Source organism: Sporosarcina gallistercoris (assembly GCF_050459885.1).
Classification (GTDB): Bacteria; Bacillota; Bacilli; order Bacillales_A; family Planococcaceae; genus Sporosarcina; species Sporosarcina gallistercoris_A.
In genome coordinates, this window is sequence record NZ_JBCMNO010000004.1 from 32,596 (window position 1) to 56,067 (window position 23,472).

The 23,472-nt window shown below is 44.8% G+C and carries 19 protein-coding genes and 1 riboswitch; of the genes, 9 read left to right on the forward strand and 10 right to left on the reverse strand.

Annotated elements, in window-relative coordinates:
* Positions 1–28: 28 nt before the first annotated feature.
* From ABE021_RS01405 to ABE021_RS01415, 3 genes are all read right to left on the reverse strand, one after another.
* Positions 29–685: a helix-turn-helix transcriptional regulator gene (locus ABE021_RS01405; RefSeq protein WP_430286379.1), complete on the reverse strand. Its 657-nt coding sequence runs from the start codon at positions 683–685 to the stop codon at positions 29–31.
* 16 nt (positions 686–701) lie between these two features.
* A complete protein-coding gene (locus ABE021_RS01410; RefSeq protein WP_430286380.1) occupies positions 702–1,346 on the reverse strand; it encodes an HAD family hydrolase in 645 nt (214 codons plus the stop codon).
* Positions 1,347–1,458: 112 nt separating this feature from the next.
* Positions 1,459–2,592: an alcohol dehydrogenase catalytic domain-containing protein gene (locus ABE021_RS01415; protein ID WP_430286381.1), complete on the reverse strand. Its 1,134-nt coding sequence runs from the start codon at positions 2,590–2,592 to the stop codon at positions 1,459–1,461.
* Positions 2,593–3,080: 488 nt separating this feature from the next.
* A riboswitch (TPP riboswitch) is annotated at positions 3,081–3,190 on the forward strand.
* Positions 3,191–3,281: 91 nt separating this feature from the next.
* Between ABE021_RS01415 and ABE021_RS01420 the strand changes: the two genes are divergently transcribed.
* The 3 genes from ABE021_RS01420 to ABE021_RS01430 all read left to right on the forward strand — a co-directional run bounded on the left by ABE021_RS01420 (position 3,282) and on the right by ABE021_RS01430 (position 6,092).
* Positions 3,282–3,851, forward strand: a complete 570-nt coding sequence (locus tag ABE021_RS01420) for an ECF transporter S component (RefSeq protein WP_430286382.1) — start codon at positions 3,282–3,284, stop codon at positions 3,849–3,851.
* Positions 3,852–3,928: 77 nt separating this feature from the next.
* Complete coding sequence (locus ABE021_RS01425) at positions 3,929–5,341, forward strand: ABC transporter ATP-binding protein (protein ID WP_430286383.1); 1,413 nt, start codon at positions 3,929–3,931, stop codon at positions 5,339–5,341.
* Complete coding sequence (locus tag ABE021_RS01430) at positions 5,319–6,092, forward strand: energy-coupling factor transporter transmembrane component T family protein (protein ID WP_430286384.1); 774 nt, start codon at positions 5,319–5,321, stop codon at positions 6,090–6,092. Before ABE021_RS01425 ends, ABE021_RS01430 begins: the two co-directional genes overlap by 23 nt.
* Before the next feature lie 310 nt (positions 6,093–6,402).
* Here the strand turns inward: ABE021_RS01430 and ABE021_RS01435 are convergent, their stop codons facing one another.
* The 4 genes from ABE021_RS01435 to ABE021_RS01450 all read right to left on the reverse strand — a co-directional run bounded on the left by ABE021_RS01435 (position 6,403) and on the right by ABE021_RS01450 (position 11,776).
* Complete coding sequence (locus ABE021_RS01435) at positions 6,403–7,716, reverse strand: acetyl-CoA hydrolase/transferase family protein (protein WP_430286385.1); 1,314 nt, start codon at positions 7,714–7,716, stop codon at positions 6,403–6,405.
* A 115-nt stretch (positions 7,717–7,831) separates the two neighbouring features.
* Entirely contained in the window at positions 7,832–10,450 is a 2,619-nt protein-coding gene (locus ABE021_RS01440) for a YfhO family protein (RefSeq protein WP_430286386.1), read from the reverse strand.
* A complete protein-coding gene (locus ABE021_RS01445; protein ID WP_430286387.1) occupies positions 10,447–10,827 on the reverse strand; it encodes a GtrA family protein in 381 nt (126 codons plus the stop codon). The genes ABE021_RS01440 and ABE021_RS01445 overlap by 4 nt, the downstream gene beginning before the upstream one ends.
* The gene (locus ABE021_RS01450) at positions 10,805–11,776 is read right to left on the reverse strand and encodes a glycosyltransferase family 2 protein (protein ID WP_430286388.1); all 972 of its coding nucleotides are present in this window, start codon (positions 11,774–11,776) and stop codon (positions 10,805–10,807) included. Before ABE021_RS01450 ends, ABE021_RS01445 begins: the two co-directional genes overlap by 23 nt.
* 263 nt (positions 11,777–12,039) lie before the next feature.
* On the opposite strand from ABE021_RS01450, the gene yfkAB reads away from it, so the two are divergent.
* The 4 genes from yfkAB to ABE021_RS01470 all read left to right on the forward strand — a co-directional run bounded on the left by yfkAB (position 12,040) and on the right by ABE021_RS01470 (position 17,593).
* Positions 12,040–13,152 carry a radical SAM/CxCxxxxC motif protein YfkAB gene (gene yfkAB / locus ABE021_RS01455; RefSeq protein WP_430286389.1) on the forward strand — a complete coding sequence of 371 codons (1,113 nt, stop codon included), beginning with the start codon at positions 12,040–12,042 and terminating at the stop codon, positions 13,150–13,152.
* A gap of 35 nt (positions 13,153–13,187) precedes the next feature.
* Positions 13,188–14,549 (forward strand): guanine deaminase, encoded by a 1,362-nt coding sequence (gene guaD, locus ABE021_RS01460; protein ID WP_430286390.1) that lies wholly within the window; start codon positions 13,188–13,190, stop codon positions 14,547–14,549.
* 438 nt (positions 14,550–14,987) lie between these two features.
* A complete protein-coding gene (locus ABE021_RS01465; protein ID WP_430286391.1) occupies positions 14,988–15,836 on the forward strand; it encodes a gluconate 2-dehydrogenase subunit 3 family protein in 849 nt (282 codons plus the stop codon).
* Positions 15,837–15,847: 11 nt separating this feature from the next.
* Entirely contained in the window at positions 15,848–17,593 is a 1,746-nt protein-coding gene (locus ABE021_RS01470; RefSeq protein ID WP_430286392.1) for a GMC family oxidoreductase, read from the forward strand.
* Between the two features lie 80 nt (positions 17,594–17,673).
* On the opposite strand, the gene ABE021_RS01475 is transcribed toward ABE021_RS01470, so the two are convergent.
* Together ABE021_RS01475 and ABE021_RS01480 are read right to left on the reverse strand one after the other, a co-directional pair.
* Complete coding sequence (locus ABE021_RS01475) at positions 17,674–19,626, reverse strand: cation:proton antiporter (protein ID WP_430286393.1); 1,953 nt, start codon at positions 19,624–19,626, stop codon at positions 17,674–17,676.
* A 69-nt stretch (positions 19,627–19,695) separates the two neighbouring features.
* Positions 19,696–20,328, reverse strand: coding sequence for a TetR/AcrR family transcriptional regulator (locus ABE021_RS01480; protein ID WP_430286394.1), 633 nt, complete (start codon positions 20,326–20,328; stop codon positions 19,696–19,698).
* A gap of 164 nt (positions 20,329–20,492) precedes the next feature.
* Between ABE021_RS01480 and ABE021_RS01485 the strand changes: the two genes are divergently transcribed.
* Both ABE021_RS01485 and ABE021_RS01490 read left to right on the forward strand, forming a co-directional pair.
* Positions 20,493–21,677 carry a YhgE/Pip domain-containing protein gene (locus ABE021_RS01485; protein ID WP_430286462.1) on the forward strand — a complete coding sequence of 395 codons (1,185 nt, stop codon included), beginning with the start codon at positions 20,493–20,495 and terminating at the stop codon, positions 21,675–21,677.
* A gap of 72 nt (positions 21,678–21,749) precedes the next feature.
* Positions 21,750–22,268, forward strand: coding sequence for a DinB family protein (locus tag ABE021_RS01490; RefSeq protein ID WP_430286395.1), 519 nt, complete (start codon positions 21,750–21,752; stop codon positions 22,266–22,268).
* A gap of 70 nt (positions 22,269–22,338) precedes the next feature.
* Here ABE021_RS01490 and ABE021_RS01495 read toward each other — a convergent pair whose 3' ends face one another.
* The gene (locus ABE021_RS01495) at positions 22,339–23,463 is read right to left on the reverse strand and encodes a DHHW family protein (RefSeq protein WP_430286396.1); all 1,125 of its coding nucleotides are present in this window, start codon (positions 23,461–23,463) and stop codon (positions 22,339–22,341) included.
* Positions 23,464–23,472 lie beyond the last annotated feature (9 nt).

The following is a 23,472-nucleotide window of genomic DNA, read 5'->3' on the forward strand; positions in this document are numbered from 1 at the left end:
ACACCTATTGTCTTATTTGAAAAACTGATTATTCCTGAATTTCAAAGACTTTTTTCATGGAATGATAGGGTTCGAAATCACGTTCGAATTCTCGGTCCAATATCTCGAATTCCGTAACGTCTGCAAGTGGAAGCAGGCAATAGTCCTCTCCGTATGCGTACAAATGGAGGCCATCACTGCGCAGTACGTAGCTGATAGGTGCTACCGTTTGGACCTTCCCCTTCACAGTCAGCTGCAATAATTGCTCGGAGTCAAAACACGTATTTATCGCAGCATACACGCCCTCCTCCATCGATACCGGTTCGTCTACGACGTCTACTACGAAGTATTCCGAAGCATCTTGTTCCAATAGATGGACGAAATCCGGTTCAATTAGCGCTAGCTTTGAAAGGATACTTGTCATTTTATCCTCATGGGAAATCTGATCGAATAGGGACAACGCAAAAATGACTGTCTGCAAGTCTTTTTTTGTAAAGAAACTACGAGACAGCTTATAAGACGGTTCTATATAAATCCCACCGTCATTACCTTGCTTTGTATACACCGGGATCCCTTGAACAGACAGACGATCGACATCCCGCTGAATCGTTTTTACACTCACTTCAAATGCTTCAGCTAGGTCGCGATGCGTGGTTTTTTTCGTTTTCAGCAAGTAAAGCAGGATTTCCAACTGTCGACTCTTCAAAGGCTTGTCCCCCTATTCACTTCTCAAGTAATGCGTAATCGAAGTCAGCAAATGATTCGATCAGTTGTCCCTTTTCATGGAATGATAATGAGCGAGTGACATCGTTCGGGATGATTAAACAATGCACACCTGCGCTTATTGCTGCAATCGATCCATTGTAGGAGTCCTCTACTGCAATCGCTTCGTCTGCAGTAACACCTAGACGTTCCAATGCCACGTTATAAATGGCTGGGTTCGGCTTCACTTCTTCCACATCCTCTGCTGAAACGATGATAGGGAAGTATTCCAGCAAGCCGTATTGCTTCAAGAACCCTTCAATCCAAGTCAATCTCGAACTGCTCGCAACTGCCAGCAGTACTCCACGCTGTTTCAGCTGTTTGACTGTATCTAAAAAACCATCACGCAATGCGAGTTGTTCTCGAATCGTTTCGAAACGCAAATTGACTTGGTCATGAAAAATAGTCCGGTCCATAGGGACTTCGAGTGACTGGTCAATGAAGTCGAATAATGCGCCGTCCGTTGACCCTACCACTTTCACGAATTCCTCCAACGTCAAATCGAATCCATGCTGCTCCTTCAAGATTTCTTGATAAATATCAAACCAAGCTGATTCTGTATCTATAATCGTTCCATCAAAATCGAATATGACTGCTTTCTTCACACTTTTTCCCCATTTCCTATGCGAACTCTTTCTACTGTCCTCATTATAGGGGGTGGGGGTCAATTGGTCGAACAAAAAAAGTGCGATGTCTCCGCATCGCACTTTCTGTGCCTTAAGGTTGGAATATGACTTTAATGCAGCCATCCTCTTTTTTATCGAAAATGGAATAGGCATCTGCAGCATCTTCCAGTTTCACTTTGTGGGTAATGATGTCAGTCGGGTCAAATTCGTTTGCTTCAATTTTCTTATACAGCTCAGGCATCAGGTGGATGACAGGCGCTTGCCCCATTTTTAGGGAGACGTTTCTAGTGAAAAAATCACCTAACGGGAAGTTGTTAGCATCTGTTGCATAGACACCCGTCAATTGCACTGTACCAAACTTCCGCACAACTTCCGAAGCGGTCACGATCGGGCTGATCGTTCCAAATTGGTTGTCTCCACTCGAACCGAATTCTTCTCCCGGCTGAACAGTTCCATCCATTCCAACACAGTCAATGACGACATCAGCTCCGCCTTTTGTCTCTTCGTGCAGCAATTTACCGATTTCATCATGTTCCTTGAAGTTATACGTTTCCACTTTGTTTGTTTTCTTCGCATGTTGCAAACGATAGTCCACATGATCTACTGCAATGACACGTTTGGCGCCTTTCATCCAGGCGAATTTCTGGGCCATTAAACCAATCGGACCTGAGCCTAAGATGATTGCTGTATCTCCCTTTTTCATTCCACTATGGATCACACTCCAGTACGCTGTAGGGATGACATCTGAAAGCAGTGCGATTTGTTCATCTTTCAACTCGCTATTTTCCGGAACTTTGAAGGATGTGAAATCTGCATATGGAACATGCAAATACTCGGCCTGGCCACCAGGGTAATTCCCGTTTTGCTCTCCAAAACCGAACAGGCCGCCAACTTCGCCATGCGGATTGGAATTGTCACATTGGCTCTCCATCTGGTGCTGGCAGAAGAAACACTCCCCGCATCCAATATTGAATGGTATGACGACACGGTCGCCTTTCTTCAACGTTTTCACGTCAGATCCTACCTCTTCGACAATTCCCATAGGCTCATGGCCTACTACATAGTCTTGTGCGGGCTGAATCCCACCGTGATAGAGGTGCAAATCCGATCCGCAAATTCCGCTTGTAGTAATCCGGATGATTGCATCACGATTGTCTTGTATCCCCGGCGTCTTCACTTCTTTTGTCACCATCGACTCTTTCCCTTGAAACGTCACTGCTTTCATACGATCACATCCTTTTTCTAAGTTGTTCAGTTTCTACCCTCCTCTCTTATTCGTAAACAGACATGAAGAGATAGAAAGAATCCCTATTAACGATCGGAATATTCCCATTGCTCGCTATACTTGAAGAAAACCATTGTGAAAACAGGAATCTGGTTGACTACAAATATGCAGTTGAGGACTCTCGCAATCGGAACCCCTCAAAAAATCGATACTGTAAAAGAATAAGAACTCTTATCCTGCATCTGCAAGCAAAAAGTTGCTGAAGCATATTTGTCTTTGGATGGGTTCCATCTGGATGACCAGATAGCAGTGCACAAAAAAGATCCACATGGAGTCACCGTGCTTGAAGCACTTGCCGATGATTGGCGAGATAAGTTCGGGAAACGTTTGGAAATAGCACTTTCGACCAGTTGATATCGGAAAGGATCATAGATGGATAGAGTGGTTGCCAGAAAATTTGTACTGTTGTATACTCGAGTCACTTACATAACTGACCGTACGGGTGCTTGAGAGAATCAGGCTGAGATAGCAGATGAATCCGCTGCTGACCGCATCTGATCTGGATAATGCCAGCGTAGAGAGCCGTGATCGTAGGATCATTGGGTACCCGGGAACCCACTCCTCGACCGTCTGCGCTTTCAGACGGTCTTTTTTTGTGAGAACACAAGCAAAAGAGGAGTTGGAGTTCGATGAAAAAGTTGAAGTTCACTGATTTACTCATTACGGTTATGGTCGGTATTGTGTTCGGCATCCTCATGAAGTTTTGGGATGACTTGTATACCGTCGTCAAACCGATGATGCCGGTGGCGCGACAATTGCTCTATGGAATGTGGTTCATGAATGGAGTATTTGCATTTTTGCTCATTCGTAAGCCCGGTGTTGCGCTGATTGCCAGTATTGCCGGTGCAGGTCTTTCTGCATTCATCGGCCATGGTTTGGAAGTTCTGATTTATGGGTTTGCCCAAGGTCTAGCTGCAGAATTATTGTTTGCTGCATTCCGATACAGAAAGTTTTCTATGATCATCGCAGGACTCGCTGGGATCATGTCGTGTATTGCCAGTTTTGGATTGGACATGTTTTACGGATATGCTGACTTGGAATCGTGGGCACTTGTTGTAAAGTATGGATTGCGTGTAGTTAGTGCGTTCATCTTTACGGGTGTGTTTGCAGTGCTCATCGTTCGCGCATTAGAAGCTACGGGCATTACACATTCCATACGACCGGTGGCGAAAGAAGAATATTCGCTGCTTGACCGGTGAGTGGGATGGAAATCACCCAACGAGAAGTTGCTTTCAGTATCACAAAGTTACGGTTGAAGTTTCCTGGAGAGGATTCTTTGTTATTCAAGGATCTTTCATTTTCCGTCAGAAAAGGTGAAAAAGTGTTGCTGCTCGGTCCTAGCGGTTGCGGGAAGTCCACACTGCTCCAAGTGGCGAGTGGCATCGTCCCGCATTCCTTCGAGTTACCGATGAAAGCTGAAACACTGGCCCTTCCTAAGTCATGGGGGTTTGTCTTCCAAGATCCAGATACACAATTTTGCATGCCTTATGTAGATGAGGAGCTTGCCTTTGTATTGGAGAATCTACGGATTGCTCGCGAAGAAATGCCAGGGTTAATTCGTAAAATATTAGATAGGGTAGGGCTTCATCTGCCAGAGATCCACACGCCCATTCTGGAACTGTCCCAAGGCATGAAACAACGGCTAGCGTTAGCATCCGTTTTGCTCATGGAGCCTGAGGTGCTGTTTTTGGACGAACCATCTGCCCTTCTCGACCCTGAAGGAACAGAGCAAATCTGGAAATCTATAAAAGCGGCAACTTCTGAACAAACGGTCGTCATTGTAGAACACAAAATTGAACAGATTGTTGGGTGGATTGACCGTGTCATTCTGTTTACTGACGATGGAGAAATATTAGCGGATGGTCCGCCCGATACGATTTTCAGTGATTACAAGAACGAATTCATCAAGTATGGGATTTGGTATCCAGGCGTATGGGAGGATTATTTGGATTCGGAAGCATATAAAACGTTGTCTGAAAATCGGTCGTCTGCACGGACGGCCGAAGTGCTAAAGGTCGCTGAGTTTAGCGGTTATCGTGGCAAGAAGCCTGTAATTCAAGTGGCAGATGGATCCATAATGAAAGGTTCATGGGTGACGATTTTAGGGGAGAACGGGTCTGGGAAAAGCTCATTTCTCTTGTCATTGATGCAGTTGTTGACAACGTCGGGGACGTTACAAGTGAATGGAAAATCCATTGATCAAGAAAAACGGCGTAAATCGCTGCCCGTCGGATTATCACTTGTCTTTCAGAATCCTGAGCTCCAGTTTGTGACAAATACGATCACTGAGGAACTCATGATTTCATTGAAAGGAATCTCCCCGAGTGAAGCAGAACAGCATGCAAAAGAAATGAGTGAGTTATTCAACTTGCCCGCTTCAGCTCAACGCCATCCTTACCAGTTATCCGTCGGTCAAAAACGACGGCTCAGCGTCGCAACTGCCCTCTCCCCTTCAACAGACATTTTGCTGTTGGATGAACCAACCTTTGGTCAGGATGCACGCAATACGTTTGCACTTCTGGAAAAGTTGGAATCGCTGCGCATGAATGGAATGACCATTGTAATGGTGACGCACGACTTGGAGATTGCAGACAATTTTGCTACGGACCATTGGGTAGTGGCAAATGGAAAACTTACCTTGCGTTCACAAGCAGGAGGTGTTACAGATGCCCGCTTGGTTTACGCCTGATCGCGAAACGTGGTTATTCCGTGTGAATCCTGCATTGAAGTTTGCAACCTTCGTATCGCTGCTGCTGATCACTCTTTTCACTAGGAATTTGTCTTTCGTCAGTTGGCTAGCTGTTCTTTTCGGTATCCTGCTATACGGATTCAGTGGATTCCCGATTAGAAAGTTAGCTTTGCTGTCCGTCCCTCTAATCATCTCATTCGCTTCTTCAGCTTTTACTATGATGCTGTTCGGCAAAGGAGAGACCGTGTTATGGCAATGGGGTATCTTTAAAATTTCCGAGGAGAGTATTCACCACGGATTGCTGCTTGGCACAAAGTCTTTAACTTTCGGTCTTGTCGGCTTTACTTTCCTGCTCACTGTGCAACCTGTGTTGTTCTTTTACGCGATGATGCAGCAATTCCGTTTACCGTCCAAATACGCCTATAGTTTCATCGCATCTATCCGGTTGTTGCCTGTTGTTGTGGAGGAGATTCAAGTCCGGTCGAATGCTTTGAAAGTACGCGGCATCACCTTTTCTCACGGTCCGAGAGGTTGGAGTGAACGGATTCAAGCGTATGCGGTCCCCTTGTTCGCTCAAAGTATCCGCAGAGCACAACGGATCGGGATTGCGATGGAAGCGAAGCAGTATCAGATGGGGGCAGCTCGTACGTACTTTTATCCGACTTCCTATAGCCGGATGGACGCGGTATTCATTGGGGTAGTTACAGTGAGTGTTGCTGGCGTTGTGATGTTAGCATTCGGCTTGAAATAAGTGAAAAAACAGAAGCCCCGAATAACGGGACTTCTGTTTTTTGCTTTCTACGATAGTGCTTCACTGCTGTGATGTTAGGCCGTCAAGTGCTTGTTTTGACGCGTGATGGGTTAAAATGTGCGGTAGTTTTTGCTCCGCGGGCGACTGGAGGGGAATCCCGTTTTGCGTTTATGAGCGCTTTTTGTGATTTATGATCAATTTTCCAGGTTTATGAGCGTGTTTCACAGAGTTATGAGCACTTCTCCTAGTTTATGAGCGCTTTCACAGGTTTATGAGCACTTCCCCTAGGTTTATGAGCACTTCCCCTAGTTTATGAGCGCTCGACTAGTTCTGAAGCTGCGTGTTCTTCTGCAGCAGGCACTATTCCAGCTGCGATCGCTTCGCTTCGAAGCTCGTCCCGGAATTTAGGGTGCGCGATGGCAATCAAAGCTTCCGCACGTTCGCGGAGCGACTTGCCATGCAACTTAGCAATGCCGTATTCTGTCACGATGCAATCCACTTCGTTTTTAGAGGTTGTCACTACCGAACCCGGTGCCAGATTCAGTTTAATACGGGACATGGAGTCATTTTTCAATGTCGAGTACATGCAGATGAACCCTTTCCCGTTTTTAGCTAATTGCGCGCCGCGTGCAAAATCTGCTTGTCCGCCAGTGGATGAATAATAAGTTCCGGCAATCGTTTCAGAAGCACATTGACCATACAGGTCCACTTCTGTCGTTGCATTGATCGATACAATATTGTCTTCTTTTGCGATTTCAAAAGGATCATTCACGACACTGACTGGTAAAAATTCGACGCTAGGATTGTTATGAAGGAACTCATAAAGTCGCTGTGTACCGTAGGCAAATGTCGTCACAATTTTCCCTGGATGTGTCCGTTTGTTCATCCCTGTTACAGCACCTGACGCGACGAGATCCACAATTCCATCCGTCAACATTTCAGTATGGATCCCTAAATCACGATGATCTCTCAGCATACTCATCACAGCGTTCGGAACTGCACCGATTCCCACTTGCAGCGTATCCCCATTATGAATTTCGGACGTGATATAACTTGCTATCTTTTTATCCTTTTCACTGCTGATCGGACACTTTTCCTCCGTCAGTAGTGCGTCGTGTTCCACATAGCCGGCGATTTGGCTCATGTGTATCTGGTTTTTCCCGAATGTGCGTGGCATGTGCTGATTCACTTCGAGGATGAAAGGGATCTTGCCGATGAACTCGGAGACATAATCCGCTTGTGTTCCGAGAGAAAAGTATCCATGCTCATCCGGTAAGGATGCAACCGCCATGACGACTGGACGTTTCAATGTGTCCCGCAACAACCTTGGTACCTCATTGAATACGTTCGGAACGAGATCGACGGCCCCGCTTTGGAATGCCTTCCGGGTTGCCCCGCTCAAAAAGTAAGACGTGTGCGACAAATGACCTTTCATTTCTCCGCGAATATAAGCCCGCTCACGCAAGGCAAGCATTTGGTGAACGGTCACATGATCCAATTGTTCATAATTCGCTTCTAACAAATCCAGTAACAAGTGAGGCTCCCCATTTGCTATCGGTATAATGATATCTGTGCCAGGTTGCATTAACGCCATTAGTTCTTGCTCGCTCAAATGTTTCGTCATGGTTGAGTTAACAGCTCCAGTTCATATGATGCTTCGATTATATCTCAGACTGAGCGCCCGCTCAACAAGGAGCTGTACAAGTCAATTGCTTTACCATACAAACAAACCTTCCGCTTCAATCAGCGAAAGGTTTGTTTCTCATTCCTTTAGTCAACCAGACGATTGTTCCTGCTACTGCTAACAGACTGATCCATATGGAAACAACGAAGTAAGGCGGTCGATATGTCATTTCGATCGTATTGGAACCTGATTCAATCGGGATCGCTGTAAACGCATAATTCGCTTTCCATACAGAAACTTTTTTTCCATTCACTTTCGCCGTCCATCCCTTTTCAAATGGGATCGGCATCACTGCAAAAATGTCTCTACTTGAATTATCCAGCTGAACGGTTACGTGCTCTCCTTGCCACTCAACGGCGGCGCCAGAAGTCTCTGCGTTCTCCCGCTCAGCTTTTTCAAGAGTCGTATAATCCTCAGCGTAAAGCGCTAAATCACTGAATGTATACGTCCCTTCAGGCACTCGGATTCGAATGGTCTCTTCAGAAGGAATCCGGATCGTTATGTCATTGACACGTGTACGATAAATCGAATCCGTCCGTTTACGGGTTGTTTTATACTCATTCACCTTAAGGTGAAAACCTATGTCTGCAGTTGAGCGTTCCAAGTGGAATGATACATACGTGTCCTCTTTCAACAGACCGACATCCGACACTTTTATATCGACCCCGCCATTCTTTCCGGTAACGACAAGCTTGTCATTTTCATAAGCAGCTCGGACAGGTTGAACCGTAACCTTGTCCTTCAAATTCTCCACACTAGGTGCCTGCTCTGAGGTGTCCTTCCATTTCTCTAAAATCACTCCATCTAACATGGCATGTTCACGAGCGATTACGGGACTATCCTCTAACTCTTCTTCTGTATAGATTCGATCCGTCGTCCGCACAAATGGCAGACGATGGTTGCTTTCAAACGCTTTGAACTTTCCATTTTGGGCAACTTCTTCGAAATCGAACGGGACAGGATTCCCCTTATCGGAACGGATCGCATAGACGCCGTTCAATAAGCTATAAAGATTTGCACGTCCGCCGAATCCAGCATAGCGGCTGACACTTTCCCGACCCATATCGATTGACAGGTCATCCAAGTAAAAGTGCAGCAAGTGCTGATTTAAAATACTCGAGTAAATGCTAGTCCCCAAAAAGTCCTGGACAATGGGCGTGTTGTTACGTGTCCCGATCATCCATTCAATTCGAGCAAGCGGATCCTCCTCCCCCTTCGTCAATTGCTGAATAAGTTCTCGTGAGGCGCTCCCATTGTAGGCATCGCTTGTGAAAAAAGACTGCGGTATCCCTTGTCCTTGAACTTGCTCCACCTTAGGGTGATTTCCTGTCAACTTTTCTTCTTGGTATAAATTCACCGTGACTAGTGTGAAAGCGATCATTGCCGTCCACAATGCGATATCCCAATGTTTGAATTGGCGAACGGCAGCTAACATCACGAATGCGCAAGTAATCAGCGCCATCACAACTAAACTATCGGCATAGAGACTCGGCTTCCCTTCCAACTCCATATTGGAAAAAAGAATGTACACCGCGATCGTACCTAGTGCCGCCACCCCTGCATGCTTGACTTGTACTTCCTTCCAATTTTGCAGTGTAACTGCAATCATTCCACCAGAGGCCAGCATGAGCATATGCTCCCAACGGAATTGGGGCGCGGATAATCCGTTAAATATACTGCCAACCGCAGGTGAGGCATGCAACACAGCCAACACGACGGTCATGATTGCAAACAACCGATAGGCTTTCTTTTTATACAGCGGGAAAAGGAATAGGCAGATGACTGCAAATGCAGGTAAAACGACCAACTTCCCGTCAGATAGAATATTTTCCGTCATCTCGAAAAGAGGGATTTCCCCTTCAAACGGGGGTCTGAAGTTATTCAAATACCCATAAACTGCAGGGATGAAGAAAGGACTACTAATCGCAGCACCAAGCAAGCCACCCATAAGAAACTGAACGATTTGCCGCTTTTTCTTCACCTCGTACCCGACTAGTGGGATGAACCAACGAAAAACTATGTAGATGAATGCCAAAAGGAAGTTAATATAGGCAAAATAGAAGTTGTCCGCCATACTGAGCGCCACTGCGGTGATGAACCACCCGGGTTTCCCATGACGCATGATCCGCTCTGCTCCAATGAGCAGTAACGGCAAAAACAACATGGCATCCGCAAAGAACTCCCAATAGGTCACATGGCGGAAGTACAAAATACTGACTCCATACATGACGGCCGCGATATAGGAGAACTGCGTTTTCAATCCGATCATACGGAAGAAAATTGTAGTGATAAGCAATATCCCTGTCAATCTGATCATACTGACAAACACAGTTACATCCGCCCAATATTGAAGTTCAGGTGTCGGCCGTAAACCACTCCATTCCAGAATCATTGTAATCGCTGCCGTCGTTAGAAACACAATGGACGTAGAAAAGTAATAACCAAGCTGAGAAAACGTTCCTCCTCCTAATCCGAACCGTTCCGAGTAAAAGAAATTCCCTTCACGCATCGATTCATATAGGAAATGTTTGAATGGAATCATTTGAGATAAGCCGTCATTCGGACCAACCACATAGCGCCCTTGCATCCATTCCGAGAGCATGAACCCATGTGCTGCGGCAGCCGTTAGTGCACTCACAATTATAAGGCCGATCCAATGCTTTTTAGTCATCATGCCGCTTTCAGCACCTTTCCAGTAACAAAGAATGTAACAGGTACTGTAACAATCATTGCCGCCAGCGGCGCAATACTACTGTTCACACGCAATCCATCAACTAGTACGTATAGCAGCACGGCCGTCACTGCAATGTTGACAAGTTGCGTCAATGGATACATCAAAAATTTCTTCAATGTCGGTTTCACTTTGTATGTCACATAACTATTCAAGAAAAATGAAATGATCATGCTCAATAGGACTGCACTGAAATGGGCGATCATATAAGCCAGGCCCATCCCTTTCAGTCCAAGCAAGTAAAACCCGTAGTATGTTGCTGTATTGACAACGCCAACTATGGCGAATGTGATGAATTCACGAACTTCGAATTTTGGCATGAGCGACTGGTTTTCCTTTCACCGCAGCACTTGTACGTCGAACAAGATAATGCGGGCGTTTTTTCGTTTCGTTATAAATCCGTCCAACATACTCGCCTATTATGCCAAGTGATAATAACTGGACGCCTCCGAGGAATAAGACGGCTGATATGATCGTAAAGTATCCGGGAACATCCACCCCATTCCGAATAATTCCGATCAACGAGATCGCTATATACGAGATTGCCAGAAACAGACTGAATAATCCTGCATAAAAACACAAACGCAGCGGCTTCGTATTGAACGATACAATGCCATCGACCGCGTAATTTAAAAGTTGTTTAAAAGACCACTTCGTCTCGCCGTGCTTTCGTGTGACATTGTCATAACTAATCGTCTTCTGTTCCAATCCAATCCATGAATACAGTCCTTTGGAGAAACGATTCCCTTCACTGAGCTGAAGCAAAGAATCAACCGCGCGACGGCTTAGTAAACGGAAATCCCCTTCACCATCATGCAACTCGACATCTATGGTTTTGTTCACTCCCCAATAGTAAGCTCGCGAAAGTAAGGATCGAATCGGAGAGTCCCCTTTCCGATTCCGTTTTGCAATGACCTGGTCATATCCCTCTTCATATCCGCGGATCAGCTGGGGAATCAATTCAGGCGGATGCTGCAAATCGGCATCCATCAAAATCACAGCATCCCCTTTAGCGTATTCAAGCCCTGCTAAAATGGCAGCCTCTTTCCCAAAGTTCCGGGTAAAGGATACATATTCAACTTCTGGATAATCAATGATAGCACCACGGATTTCATCCATTGTTTTATCGTCACTTCCATCATCGACAAATAACACTTCATAAGGCAATCCACTGGACGCCATAGTATCACTCAACGCTTTCATCATCGTGTAAATATTGCCTTCCTCGTTATACGAAGGGATGACAAATGAAATGAACAAGTGTTTCATTACGAGCACCTGCTTTCTGAATTTGTGCCAACGGCTCTCTTTCCAATACCCGTTTTCTAAGGAAATATCACTTTTCGAGTACGATAGATTAATTTCAGAATGATTCGAAAGTTAATTGGGAATCTGCAGAGTGCTGGTGGTGTTCATTCTCCATCCCATACTTCAATTTTCAACGTGTTCTGTGAATTGTTCCTCTTATTGCAACCACTTCATATTCAGCGCATACTTATCTATGTTCATTTTAGAAGACAGGAGTTTGACCAATGATTTCAACTAGTGACCTAATTTCACAAGATCCGTGGGAAGCTTATTTAGACGTGGATACCCACGGACGCCAAGTTCTTTCCAGCATTGAATTTACGACGACCTACTTATGCAATATGCGCTGTGAACACTGTGCGGTTGGCTATATGCTTCAACCAAAAGATCCCGATGCGCTTCCGATAGAGTTGCTGATCCAGCGACTCGAGGAAATTCCCCATTTACGCACCATCAGTTTAACAGGTGGTGAGCCGATGTTTTCTAAACGGTCGGTAGAACACTATGTGCTGCCACTCCTTCAATACGCGCATGAACGTGGCGTACGCACCCAGATGAATTCCAACTTGACGATGCCTCTTGAGCGTTATGAAATGATTGCTCCATATCTCGATATTCTTCACATTTCCCATAACTGGGGAACTGTTGAAGATTTCGCTGAGGGAGGATTCGCAAATATGGAACGTATTCCTACCTTCGAACGACGTGCTGACCAATTTAAGAGGATGATTGAAAACAGCCGTGCATTGGCAGACTTAGGGGTAATGGTCTCTGCGGAAACGATGTTGAATCGGAGAACGCTTCCTCATTTACAAAAAATCCATGAGCAAGTTGTCCACGAAATGAAATGCGCAAGACACGAAATCCACCCGATGTATCCAAGCGACTTCGCTTCAACGCTAGAAGTACTTTCGTTGGAGGAAACCCGGACGGCGATACACGAAATCCTTCAATTCCGTAATCGATCCACTTGGATGCTGTTTGGAACGCTGCCTTTCTATTCCTGCAGCCCGAACGCTGCAGATCAGAAACTTTTGGCTGAACTCCAGGCCAGCCCTCATGTTTCCGTCCGAAATGATCCAGATGGCCGTTCCCGCTTGAACGTTAATATTTTCACTGGGGATGTCATTGTGACTGATTTTGGAGATGTGCCACCACTGGGTAATATTCAACATGGAACCCTCCCGGACATGTATGAAGCATGGCAACAGCACCCGCTCGCGAAATCTGTTAGCTGTCATTGTCCTGCTGTCCGTTGCCTTGGTCCGAATTTACTTGTTAAGAATGCTTACTATAAAGAGATCGACTTCACAAACAGGAGAAATGTAATGGTATAATAGTCATTAACAAGCGGATAAGGGGAGGAAACGTTATGTATACAAAGGTTTTTTTAGCAACTGCTTTTACAAGTAAGTCACGGAAAGAGATAGATGTATTAAAAGATTGCCTGTTCTGTATTGACGAAGACGGGATGATTGAACGCATTGTACGCCCTGAGCACTCCGATTACGAAAAAGTCCTTCATCAGTATTTACATACAGATGTGTTCCAAAAGATTGATGGAGGGTCCTATTTGCTTCCTGGTTTTGTGGACTTGCACGTCCATGCTTCTCAATGGACTCAAGCTGGAACGGCACTGGATATTCCTCTTCATGACTGGCTAAGTACGTATACCTTCCCTTCTGAAGCGAAATTTGCAGATCTGGATTATGCAAAACCAGTTTACGAAGATGTCGTCAGTACACTTCTTGCAAACGGCACCACTACTGCACTTTACTTTGCGACAGTTCACAAAGAGGCGAGTGTATTGCTCGCTGACATTTGTGCTAAGCAAGGCCAGCGCGGTTTAGTAGGTAAAGTTGTTATGGACCTAGTTCAAGAATGTCCAGATTATTATCGTGATGCGGATACGCAGAGCGCTTTGCAAGATACCGAAGAATTCATCCTTCAAGTCAAGGAAATTGCCAAGACTACTAAGCAAGGCGTCTATCCCGTTGTCACTCCACGGTTCATCCCTACTTGTACTGATGAAGTACTGACAGGTCTTGGTGCGCTGGCAGCCAAATACGATACACACATCCAATCCCATTGCAGTGAAAGCGATTGGGCACATCAGCACGTCCAGGAGCGTTTCGAAAAAAACGATGCCCAAGCACTTAATGACTTCGGATTGCTGCAGGACAAGTCTGTCATGGCTCATTGCAATTTCCTTTCCGATGAGGATGCCAAGTTATTTGCCGAAACTGGCAGCGCGATTGCCCATTGCCCGGTTTCAAACGCATATTTTGCAAATAGCGTCATTCCAATTTCCAGATTTGCTGATATAGGCGTCGATATCGGGCTTGGGTCAGATCTATCAGGAGGATTTTCACCCAGCCTTTACGATAACTCGCGTCAAGCTGTCATGTCATCCCGCATGTTGGAAGATGGAGTGGATCCACGTGTCCCTGCTGACGAACGAGGAGTGAAAGATTCCCGTATTACAATTGCAGAAGCGTTCCACTTAGTAACTGCTGGCGGCGGGGCAAGTCTCAGTCTGCCGATCGGACGTTTGGAAGAAGGGTATGCTTGGGATGTTCAACGTGTGGATACAACAATCCCGACTGCAAAGCTACCGATATTCGACCCTGACGAACCACTGCTCGATATTTTGCAAAAAATCATGTATCTTGCAAGACCAGAAAATATCCGGGATGTATGGGTTCAAGGTGAACTGGTCCATTCTCGTAAATGAATCGAGTGAATGACTGTTCCATTCAAACGGTTCAACCCATTGTTATGATAATAAAAAATTCCAGTTCACCTTGGTTAATTCTTTGTATATAGGGATACAATGTATTAATAACCGCTCTAAATGAGCCCTACCATCTATGAAAGTTGTGCCTTTTACTTATAATTACATTTCCCTCTCATTTAACCACTTTCATAGGTATTTCGAATACTTTGCTAATTAAATCGTGATATTCGCTTTGATAAGGGCTATACTTAGACGCTGTAGATTTATACTTATTTCGCCCTATATTAGATGTTTCTTTTTTGATGGATGAACTTATTTAACCTTCTTATTTTCTTCTGCTCATAATTGAGTGACAGATTCAATTTTACATCACGGAAGAACAGCTATTGAGTGAAGTACGGTGTATCTACAAACCCAAAAAAGGAGGAATACGCAATGTCTGAAACGCAAGGACCAAAGAATACAACAGGCAAAAAAGGGATGAGCCGTCGTAATTTCATGAAAAACACGGGTCTTCTTGCCGGTGGATTAGTCGGCGGTGGGTTGTTCGGCGGGCTGATCACCAATCAGATTAACAAAAAGCCTGCAACTGGCAAAAAACCTGCAGCCACTGAGAACAAGGACATGGAAGCTCGTACGTTCTTCAGTAAGAGCGAGGATTTCGAAACGATTTCCGCTGCTACTGAACGTCTTTTCCCTAAAGACAAACTAGGTCCAGGAGCAATCGGTCTTGGAGTTCCTTACTTCATCGACCGTCAGCTCTCTAGTGACTGGGGTTCTAATGCAAAAGAATACATGAAAGGCCCGTTTCCGCAAACTCAGGAAGCTGCCTATTATGAGGACCAAAGCAGAGATCAGAATAAGCAAGGACCTAACTCGGTTACCCAAGTTTCTGCACCCACTCCTCGCTATCAGACTCGTATGAATCGCGGAGAAATCTTCAGAGAAGGTGTTAGAACACTTCAAGCCACAGCACAGTCGAAGCATAAGAAGAAATTCTTTGAACTCGAAGGTGAACAAATGGACGAAATCCTAACGATGATGGAAGAAGGAAAAGTTCGAATGAATGGTATCCATTCCACCGCTTTCTTCAACCTATTGCTTCAAACGACCATTGAAGGGGCGTATGCAGACCCTGTCTATGGTGGAAACCGTAATATGGCAGGCTGGAAAATGAAAGAATTCCCTGGACCTCGCATGGGGTATCTCGGACAGATTGAAGATGAAGAATTTGCAGTGATGAAGCAGGAAAGCCTACGCGATTATCAAGAGATGTGGGGCTAGGAGGAAACTAAATGGCTAAAAAACTAGAAAAAGTAGACGTTGTAGTTGTTGGAAGTGGATGGGCTGGCGGTATTGTATCTGCAGAAGCTGCTAAAGCAGGTCATAAAGTCGTAACACTCGAACGTGGAAAACCCGTTGATCGCCAAGATTACGTCGGCGTGAAAGATGAACTTCGCTTTTCAGATCGTTATGAAATGATGCAGAATCTTGCACCCGAAACGATTACTTCACGCAATACGTTAGACGAAGAAGCATTGCCAGTCCGTACACGCAACGAGATGATGGCAGGAACTGACCTTGGTGGCGGCAGTGTCCACTGGGCAGGAGCTACGTATCGTTGGAGACCGATTGACTTCGAAATCCGCACGAAAACAATTGAACGGTATGGTGAAAAGAAAATTCCAGAAGGCATGATTATCCGTGACTGGGGAATTTCTTACGATGAAATGGAACCATACTACGACAAGTGGGAAAAAACAGCAGGGATTTCAGGAGAACCGGATCCACTCGGCGACAAGCGCTCAAGTGATTATCCGAACCCTCCGATGAAGGAATCACCGGCAATCCGCTTGTTTAAAGATACGACGAAAAAGATGGGGTACCACCCTTATCAGGTGGCTTCCGCCAACCTTTCTCAATCGTACAAAAATCCGGATGGTGAAACAATCGCCCAATGTATGTTCTGCTCTTATTGTACCGAGTATGGATGTGACTTCGGTGCAAAATCAGATCCGCTCGTAACAGTAATCCCGACAGCGGTCAAAACAGGCAACTGTGAAATCCGTACCAACTCCCTTGTTCGTCGCGTGCTGCATGAAAACGGCAAAGCGACAGGCGTCATGTATGTCGACCTTCGGACAGGTATGGAATATATTCAACCAGCTGACGTTGTTGTACTGGGAGCTTTCTCGTTCACAAACAACAGACTTCTTATGCTTTCGAAAATCGGCGAGCAGTATGATCCTGTCACTCGTAAAGGGGTTATTGGACGTAACTTTAACGGTCAATTCAATATTACGTTCCTGGGAGCACGTGGCTTCTTCGATAAAAAGAAGTTCAACTTATTCATGGGGGCTGGAGCACTGGGCGGTACATTAAGTGACTTCGCTGGTGATAATTTCGATCACACTGACCTTGATTTCATCAACGGCGGCGGCATCGAATTACGTCAGTATGGGCATGGACCTATCGCTACTAACAGTGTTCCTAAAGGCACAAAAGGCTGGGGCCCTGAATTCAAAGAGAAATCCGTTCACTATACGAACCGTAGTTTAGTGGCTTGGTATACACCGGCGGTTATGTCGTGGTGGCACAACTATACGTCACTCGATCCGACGTACACGGATGAGTTCGGCGATCCATTGCTACGAATTACTAACAAATATACCGATCACGATAAAGCCATGGCTAAGTTCGGGATTGAAAAATGTACCGAAATCATGAAAAACATGGGCGCGGACATTGTCGATCCAGATGAGATCCCTGAAGAGTTCGACCATATTTACGATGGCGGACACTACGCAGGCGGCGTGAGTATGGGGGAAGACCCTGAAACGTCTGCGATCAATAACTACTTGCAATTATGGGATATGGAAAACCTATTCGTCGTTGGCGGATCTGCATTCCCACAATTCGGTGGCCACCACCCTACTGCAACAATCGGTGCTCTTTCATACCGTGCTTCAGAAGGGGTTATCAAGTATTTGAAGGAACCTGGTCTTCTAACACAACCTAAAAAAGAAGGCGCCAAAGCATAATATCTGATCCTATAGAAAAGGACTGTCCAGAACGTCAGTGAACTCTGACTTCTGTGACAGTCCTTTTTCTTTCTCAATGCTCAGTCCTGTAGTTGGATGCTGCTTTCGAGGGCTAACAGGTTTTCCCGATATTGTCTCATCTCACTTCTAGAAATGTCCCCTTTTTCGAATGCAGTCTGGATATAACTCCTTTCCGTATGAAGGGCGAAATCTATCCACTCATGCAAATGATGTGCTGCTTCCTTAGGTAGTCCGTAGCCTCCCATTCTTTCATAATTCAACAGGAAGGCTTCAATCAGCTCTGGTGAGTATTGACCTTCTTCGAGTGATTTCAAGTTTTCCGTTATGAATTGACTGTTGCTTTGCAAGAGAATCATCCGCTGTTCTTTGCGCTGACCTGAAGTGAGCGGTGCCAAATGCATTCCTTGAAGATGTCTTTTCAACAGCCTGCTGTAGAACGAATTGAATCTGTACTTCTTTTCTCTCGTCAATTTATAAAGTCTTTTATTCAGCCTTCTGAGAACTGGGAATGCAAGTTGGATACGGATCCGGTGCTGTCTTACTAACCCCAGTGTATTTTCCAACTGCCATTCCAAAATGAGCTGACGTAATTTACGTTCACCATTGTTCATTTCTTTCAAATTACTGAGCGAGAAGATCCGATCGTTGTACATCTTAATCACTTTCCCTATGGTTCTCTTGTTCTCAGCCGTCCTATGTTTCCTTAACTCTCTTTTCACTTCTCGTAACATCTCAATTTCCCACTCCGAATCATGCTGATGTGAAAACCCTTCAACTTTCGGCGCAAACAGATGCAAGGTGAAATTAGCCAGCAGCAAGGTCGTTAAAATAACGCCCGCAGCGATGAACAATAACAGATCACGTCCCTCGAACGGGGTGCCATCGCTTAAGAACAACGGAAGCGACAACACACTCACTAATGTAATGGTTCCCCTCACTCCAGAAACTGTATAGAGTAGCGTATCCTTGATTTTTCTTTTGCTCCTGAGTTCCGATGTTTTCTGGAAATTATTGAATAAGATGATCCACATGAACCTCAATCCAAGCAATGCGATTGTAATTGCTAAAATATAGCCAAGCAACGTGATGATTTCAAGATGCTGATCATTTAAGATGGTTTGCAAAATACTTGGAATCTGGGTTCCAAGTAACACGAAAACAAGCCCATTCAAGCTGAATGTAATGACTGACCACGTATTTTTTGACAATAAATTCAGCTGGGCAATTTCAACATTCAGCTTCTTATAGCTGAGTGAATGGACAATTCCCCCACTCACTACCGCTAAGATTCCATTGACTCCCACTTTCTCTGCAATAACAAAAATAAGGAATGGCAAGAGAACTTCCATGAGGATGAACGATGTGCTATTTTCAATCCCCAGTTCGCGAAGTCTTCTCATCAAGACGATTTTCAGGAAACTCAACACGGCACCGAGTACAATTCCGCCGATCGAGATGACTATAAAAGTAGTACTTGCATGGAACAACGAAAATGTTCCAGTCATGAGAGCCGCCATTGCAAATTGGAAGGAGACAAGCCCTGAAGCATCGTTGATGAGAGACTCCCCTTCCAGCGTGTGCATGATCTTATGAGGTACTTTCACTTTTTCTGCAAGGGCCCCGACTGCAACTGCATCTGTAGGCGCAAGTGCGGCTGCGAGGGCAAATGCAGCCGCTAATGGTAAGGTTGGCAGCAACAAGTGGATGAATCCGCCAAGCAAGCCGACAGTAACAAAGACGAGCCCGATTGAAAGGGACAAAATCGATTTACGTTCTCTCCATAACGCTTTTTTGTCCACATTCACACCATCGTTGAACAGTAGCGGGGCGATGAACAGAAGCAAGAACAATTCCGGACTTAACTCCAATGAATGATTGGTCAATGGAATGGCTAATGCCATCCCCAAGACGATCTGAATGAGAGGAATTGCAATGGTCGGTAAAAACCGATTGAGTATATTGGAAAGGAACACTGCGGTTAACATGAGCAATATGACTTCGAAAATCTCCACTTCTTCACCTTCTTCATGTGTAAACCGTTCAGGATGTTGAAATCAGTCCCATCGAAAACAGCTTGTTTCTTATTTTTTTCCTTCTAATGTTTCTTTCAATCCAGCTACATGTGCAGGACCGAAATTCGAGATTTTAGATAGTAATAGCGCCATTTCTTGCGGCGTTCTATCCATTCCACGCTGAAGCCACTGCTGTATCACTCCTAAGTGAGCTGAACTGACATAGGCGACTAAATAATCCATAGGGACAAGCATCTGTTTCGGTTGTGTATATCTAAGTACCTTGTCCAACATCTTTATTTTAATGACTTCTTTTACACGTAGCTGGAATGCGCTATTCCCATTTGGCCCGAGCAACACCCGGATAAACTCATAATTTTCTTCCAAGTATTCAAATAACTTAATGATAAATGGAAATGGTTCATCCAAATTCATCTTCCCATAGTGTTCACGAGATACCTTCTCCCAAGCTTTATCTGCAATTTTTTCCATTTCTTCAAAAATCTCATTCTCACTTTTTTCCAAAAGATCGTATTTATCCAAATAATGCAAGTAAAACGTTCCTCTATTAATATCTGCCCTTTCCGTCAAATCACGGATTGTAATTGCTTCGAACCCTTTTTCCTCCATTAACTGTGCAAATGTTTCTTTAATTCTTTGTCGTGTTCGTAAAATCCGTCTATCTATTTTTTTTTCATTCATCATGTCGCTCCCTTTAAGAAGTTTCTGAACAAATTTACTCTTGATGTTCATTACTGAACATCAAGAGTAAAGATGACGATTGCATGCAACTTAAAACTGATTATACTATACACAGAGATGGATACACAACGCGGTGTTCATTAAAAGGAGGAAATGCTATGAATATATTAAAAAATAAACTTATATATAGTTCACCGATTATCATTTTAGCTGTAATCACGATTTTTTCGCTTACGATGATTCCATCTGTCAGCCCATCACCAAAAGAATTGCCCATCGCATTGGTCAATGAAGACTCAGGCGTCTCATTACCCGATCAGTCTCAACTAAATATAGGAAAACAGATGATTGAAAAAATCCAATCACAATCGATGCCAGGAGAGGTTTCACCCGTCAAATGGATCTCTGTTGACAGCTTGGCAGAAGCCCAGCAAGGGATGGAAGCGAAGGAGTATTACGCCGCATTTCTAATCCCTAAATCCTTCAGTGAAAACCAGTTCTCATTGCAAACCCCGGCCCCTACGTCACCTGAGATACAACTGTACATCAATCAGGGTATGAACACCTTAGCTGCAACTGCGGCTGGTCAAATACTCGACGGCATCGTAAATGGTATCAACGAAGGTGTTCGGACTCAACTGTTGAGTACATTCAGTACCGCCGATGCCAAATTGACTGTCGACCAAGCAACAATGATGGTAGAGCCCATTCGTAAGAAAGTGACGAACGTCAATGCGATTGGAACAAAGAGTGCAAATGGAAACGCGCCAGTTTCACTGTTTCAACCCATATGGATGGCTAGTATTGGGGGAGCCGTGATCGTCTTCTTTGCACTTCAAAAGAGTTTCTTAAGAGGAAGAAAACAAAAGGCAGCAGGTATTTCTGCCGTTATTGGCATTGGTGCGATACTGGCACTCCTAGCAGGATTTTTCACCACTTGGTTTGCTAACTCCGTCATCGGGCTTGCAATTCCCAGTTTCTCAGCTACGGCTTTGTTTATCTCACTAGCCTATTTCACGTATTTCTTGCTAGTTTCTGCAGTACTATCCTGGCTTGGTATGAAAGGTATTCCTATCTTTGTTTTGACCTTATTTTTCGGTTTGCCGCTACTCGCTATGCCGAAAGAATTCATGTCTTCCTTTTACCAAGACTGGGTCAATCCTTGGCTTCCTATGCGTCCTATGATTGATGGACTGAGAGATCTACTGTTTTTCGGAAAAGGATTTGAGTGGAGCCACTCTGTTGAAGTACTAACCTTTATTGCCATAGGCAGTCTCCTAGTGCTTTTCACTTCTGTATTAAAAAAAGATCTGCGTCTACCCGAACAACAACAACAACACCTCGGATGATGCATCGCCTAGATGTTTAGGTCGGCTCACAAAATGGTATAAATAGGTATAGAGTTTACGAGGAGTGAGTCGATGAAAGTGAATGTGGAAGCACGTACAAAATTAATGGATACAGTGAGTGGTCTGAGCGATGAAGAGCTGAACTGGAAAGCCTCTGAAGATAAGTGGTCCATCCGGCAAGTGCTCGAGCACCTCTATTTAATGGAAGGTGGCGTCGCGAAGACGATTCAATCACAACTCAAAATGCAAGACACTCACGAAACTGCCGACAAGCCAATTGAACGGACAGTCGACAAGCCAATTGAACGGACAGTCGATCGTTCAACAAAAGTGGAAGCTCCTGACTTCGCTAGACCGGGAGATGACTTTGCTACAGGCGCACAATTGAAAGACAAACTGAACGCATCGCACCACCTGCTTCAGCAACTTGAAGTTACGGTCCCCGCTGATCAGCTGAAGGCAGGATCCTATCCGCATCCTATCTTTGGTGACATGAGTCTGGACCAATGGATTCCATTCGTGGGATACCATGAGCTGCGGCATATTGAACAGATCCAAGAAGTGAAAGAAGCGATGGATGCTGCAAAATAAGTACCCATTATACGTTGAAACAAAAAAGGCCGGGACGCTTTGACGACGTCTCGGCCTTTCTATTTCTTTTTTACTGGCGCAGCCAAATCAAGTTCTGGTCTTCTGCAAAATTAGCGATATTGTACACAAATAACACATCTTGAATGCCTTTCTCTTTAACAACCTGTGCCATGTTGCGGTGATCATATCGCAAATCGACCATATAGATTTCTTCAAAATGATTTATTAGAAATGGAACTAACGCATGAGCATATGAGTCTTTGATGATCATCAGTTTGCGACCATTTTTCACATTAGAATGGACCGTCACAGCGCGATGATTACCACCTAAAAACAACGAATACTGATCTCGCTTTTCAAGAAACTCCCATGCATACAGCGACTCCATTTTCGATTGACCATCGTCAATGTCAACATCATAGGAACCGTTGAACTTTGGAATGTACACGTCGATTTCATCTGCAGCAACTGAAGGATCATTTGCCTTCGCGTCAAACGTCCCCCTGAAATTTTCAGATACAGTGCGAATAGTAAATTCATCCGGTGACAACGGCTCCATTCCCATTTTCTCTATCGCTGAGCGGTACGCTGTATACGCCCCATGTGTCGTCCAATGGTGGTCCGTATGGTAATAGATCGGCTGTTCCTTTGCCGCTTTTAAAGCATCGACCGCTTCGATCCAGTCGATGTCCCCCCTCACTTGTTCTCGAACACGTTGAATCGCATCTGTTTCACTTGCCGTTTGTGCGAATTTCGGCAACTTTTCGGGATACAATTCGATAGAGGTCGGGGCAAGAAGCCCATACACTGAAACGCTTATCATCTTCTCCAAAAAACGTGAGATACTCTCACTATTGGCATCGAGCTGCTCTGAAGGAGTTTCGAACTTCTCGAACAGATATCCATCTTTACCGAAATACACGCCATTATTATCCTTCTTCAAAACTGCTTTTTGAGCAGATGCTTTAATGCTTGTCCAAAACCGTTTTTGGACGAACTGATCACTCAGGTACGTTTCTACATCTTTTGAAAACTCTCCTGATATAATCTTGTCCAAAGACAGTTCGGGGAATTGCATCAGCGGACGATTTTCTGCCTGTGAAAACGGCTCGTCCTCCGCAAGTAGATTCATACAAGCAATTCCACCCACAAAAACGGCAAACACGACTATCATGATCGTATTCAATCGCTTCACCTATCTTCC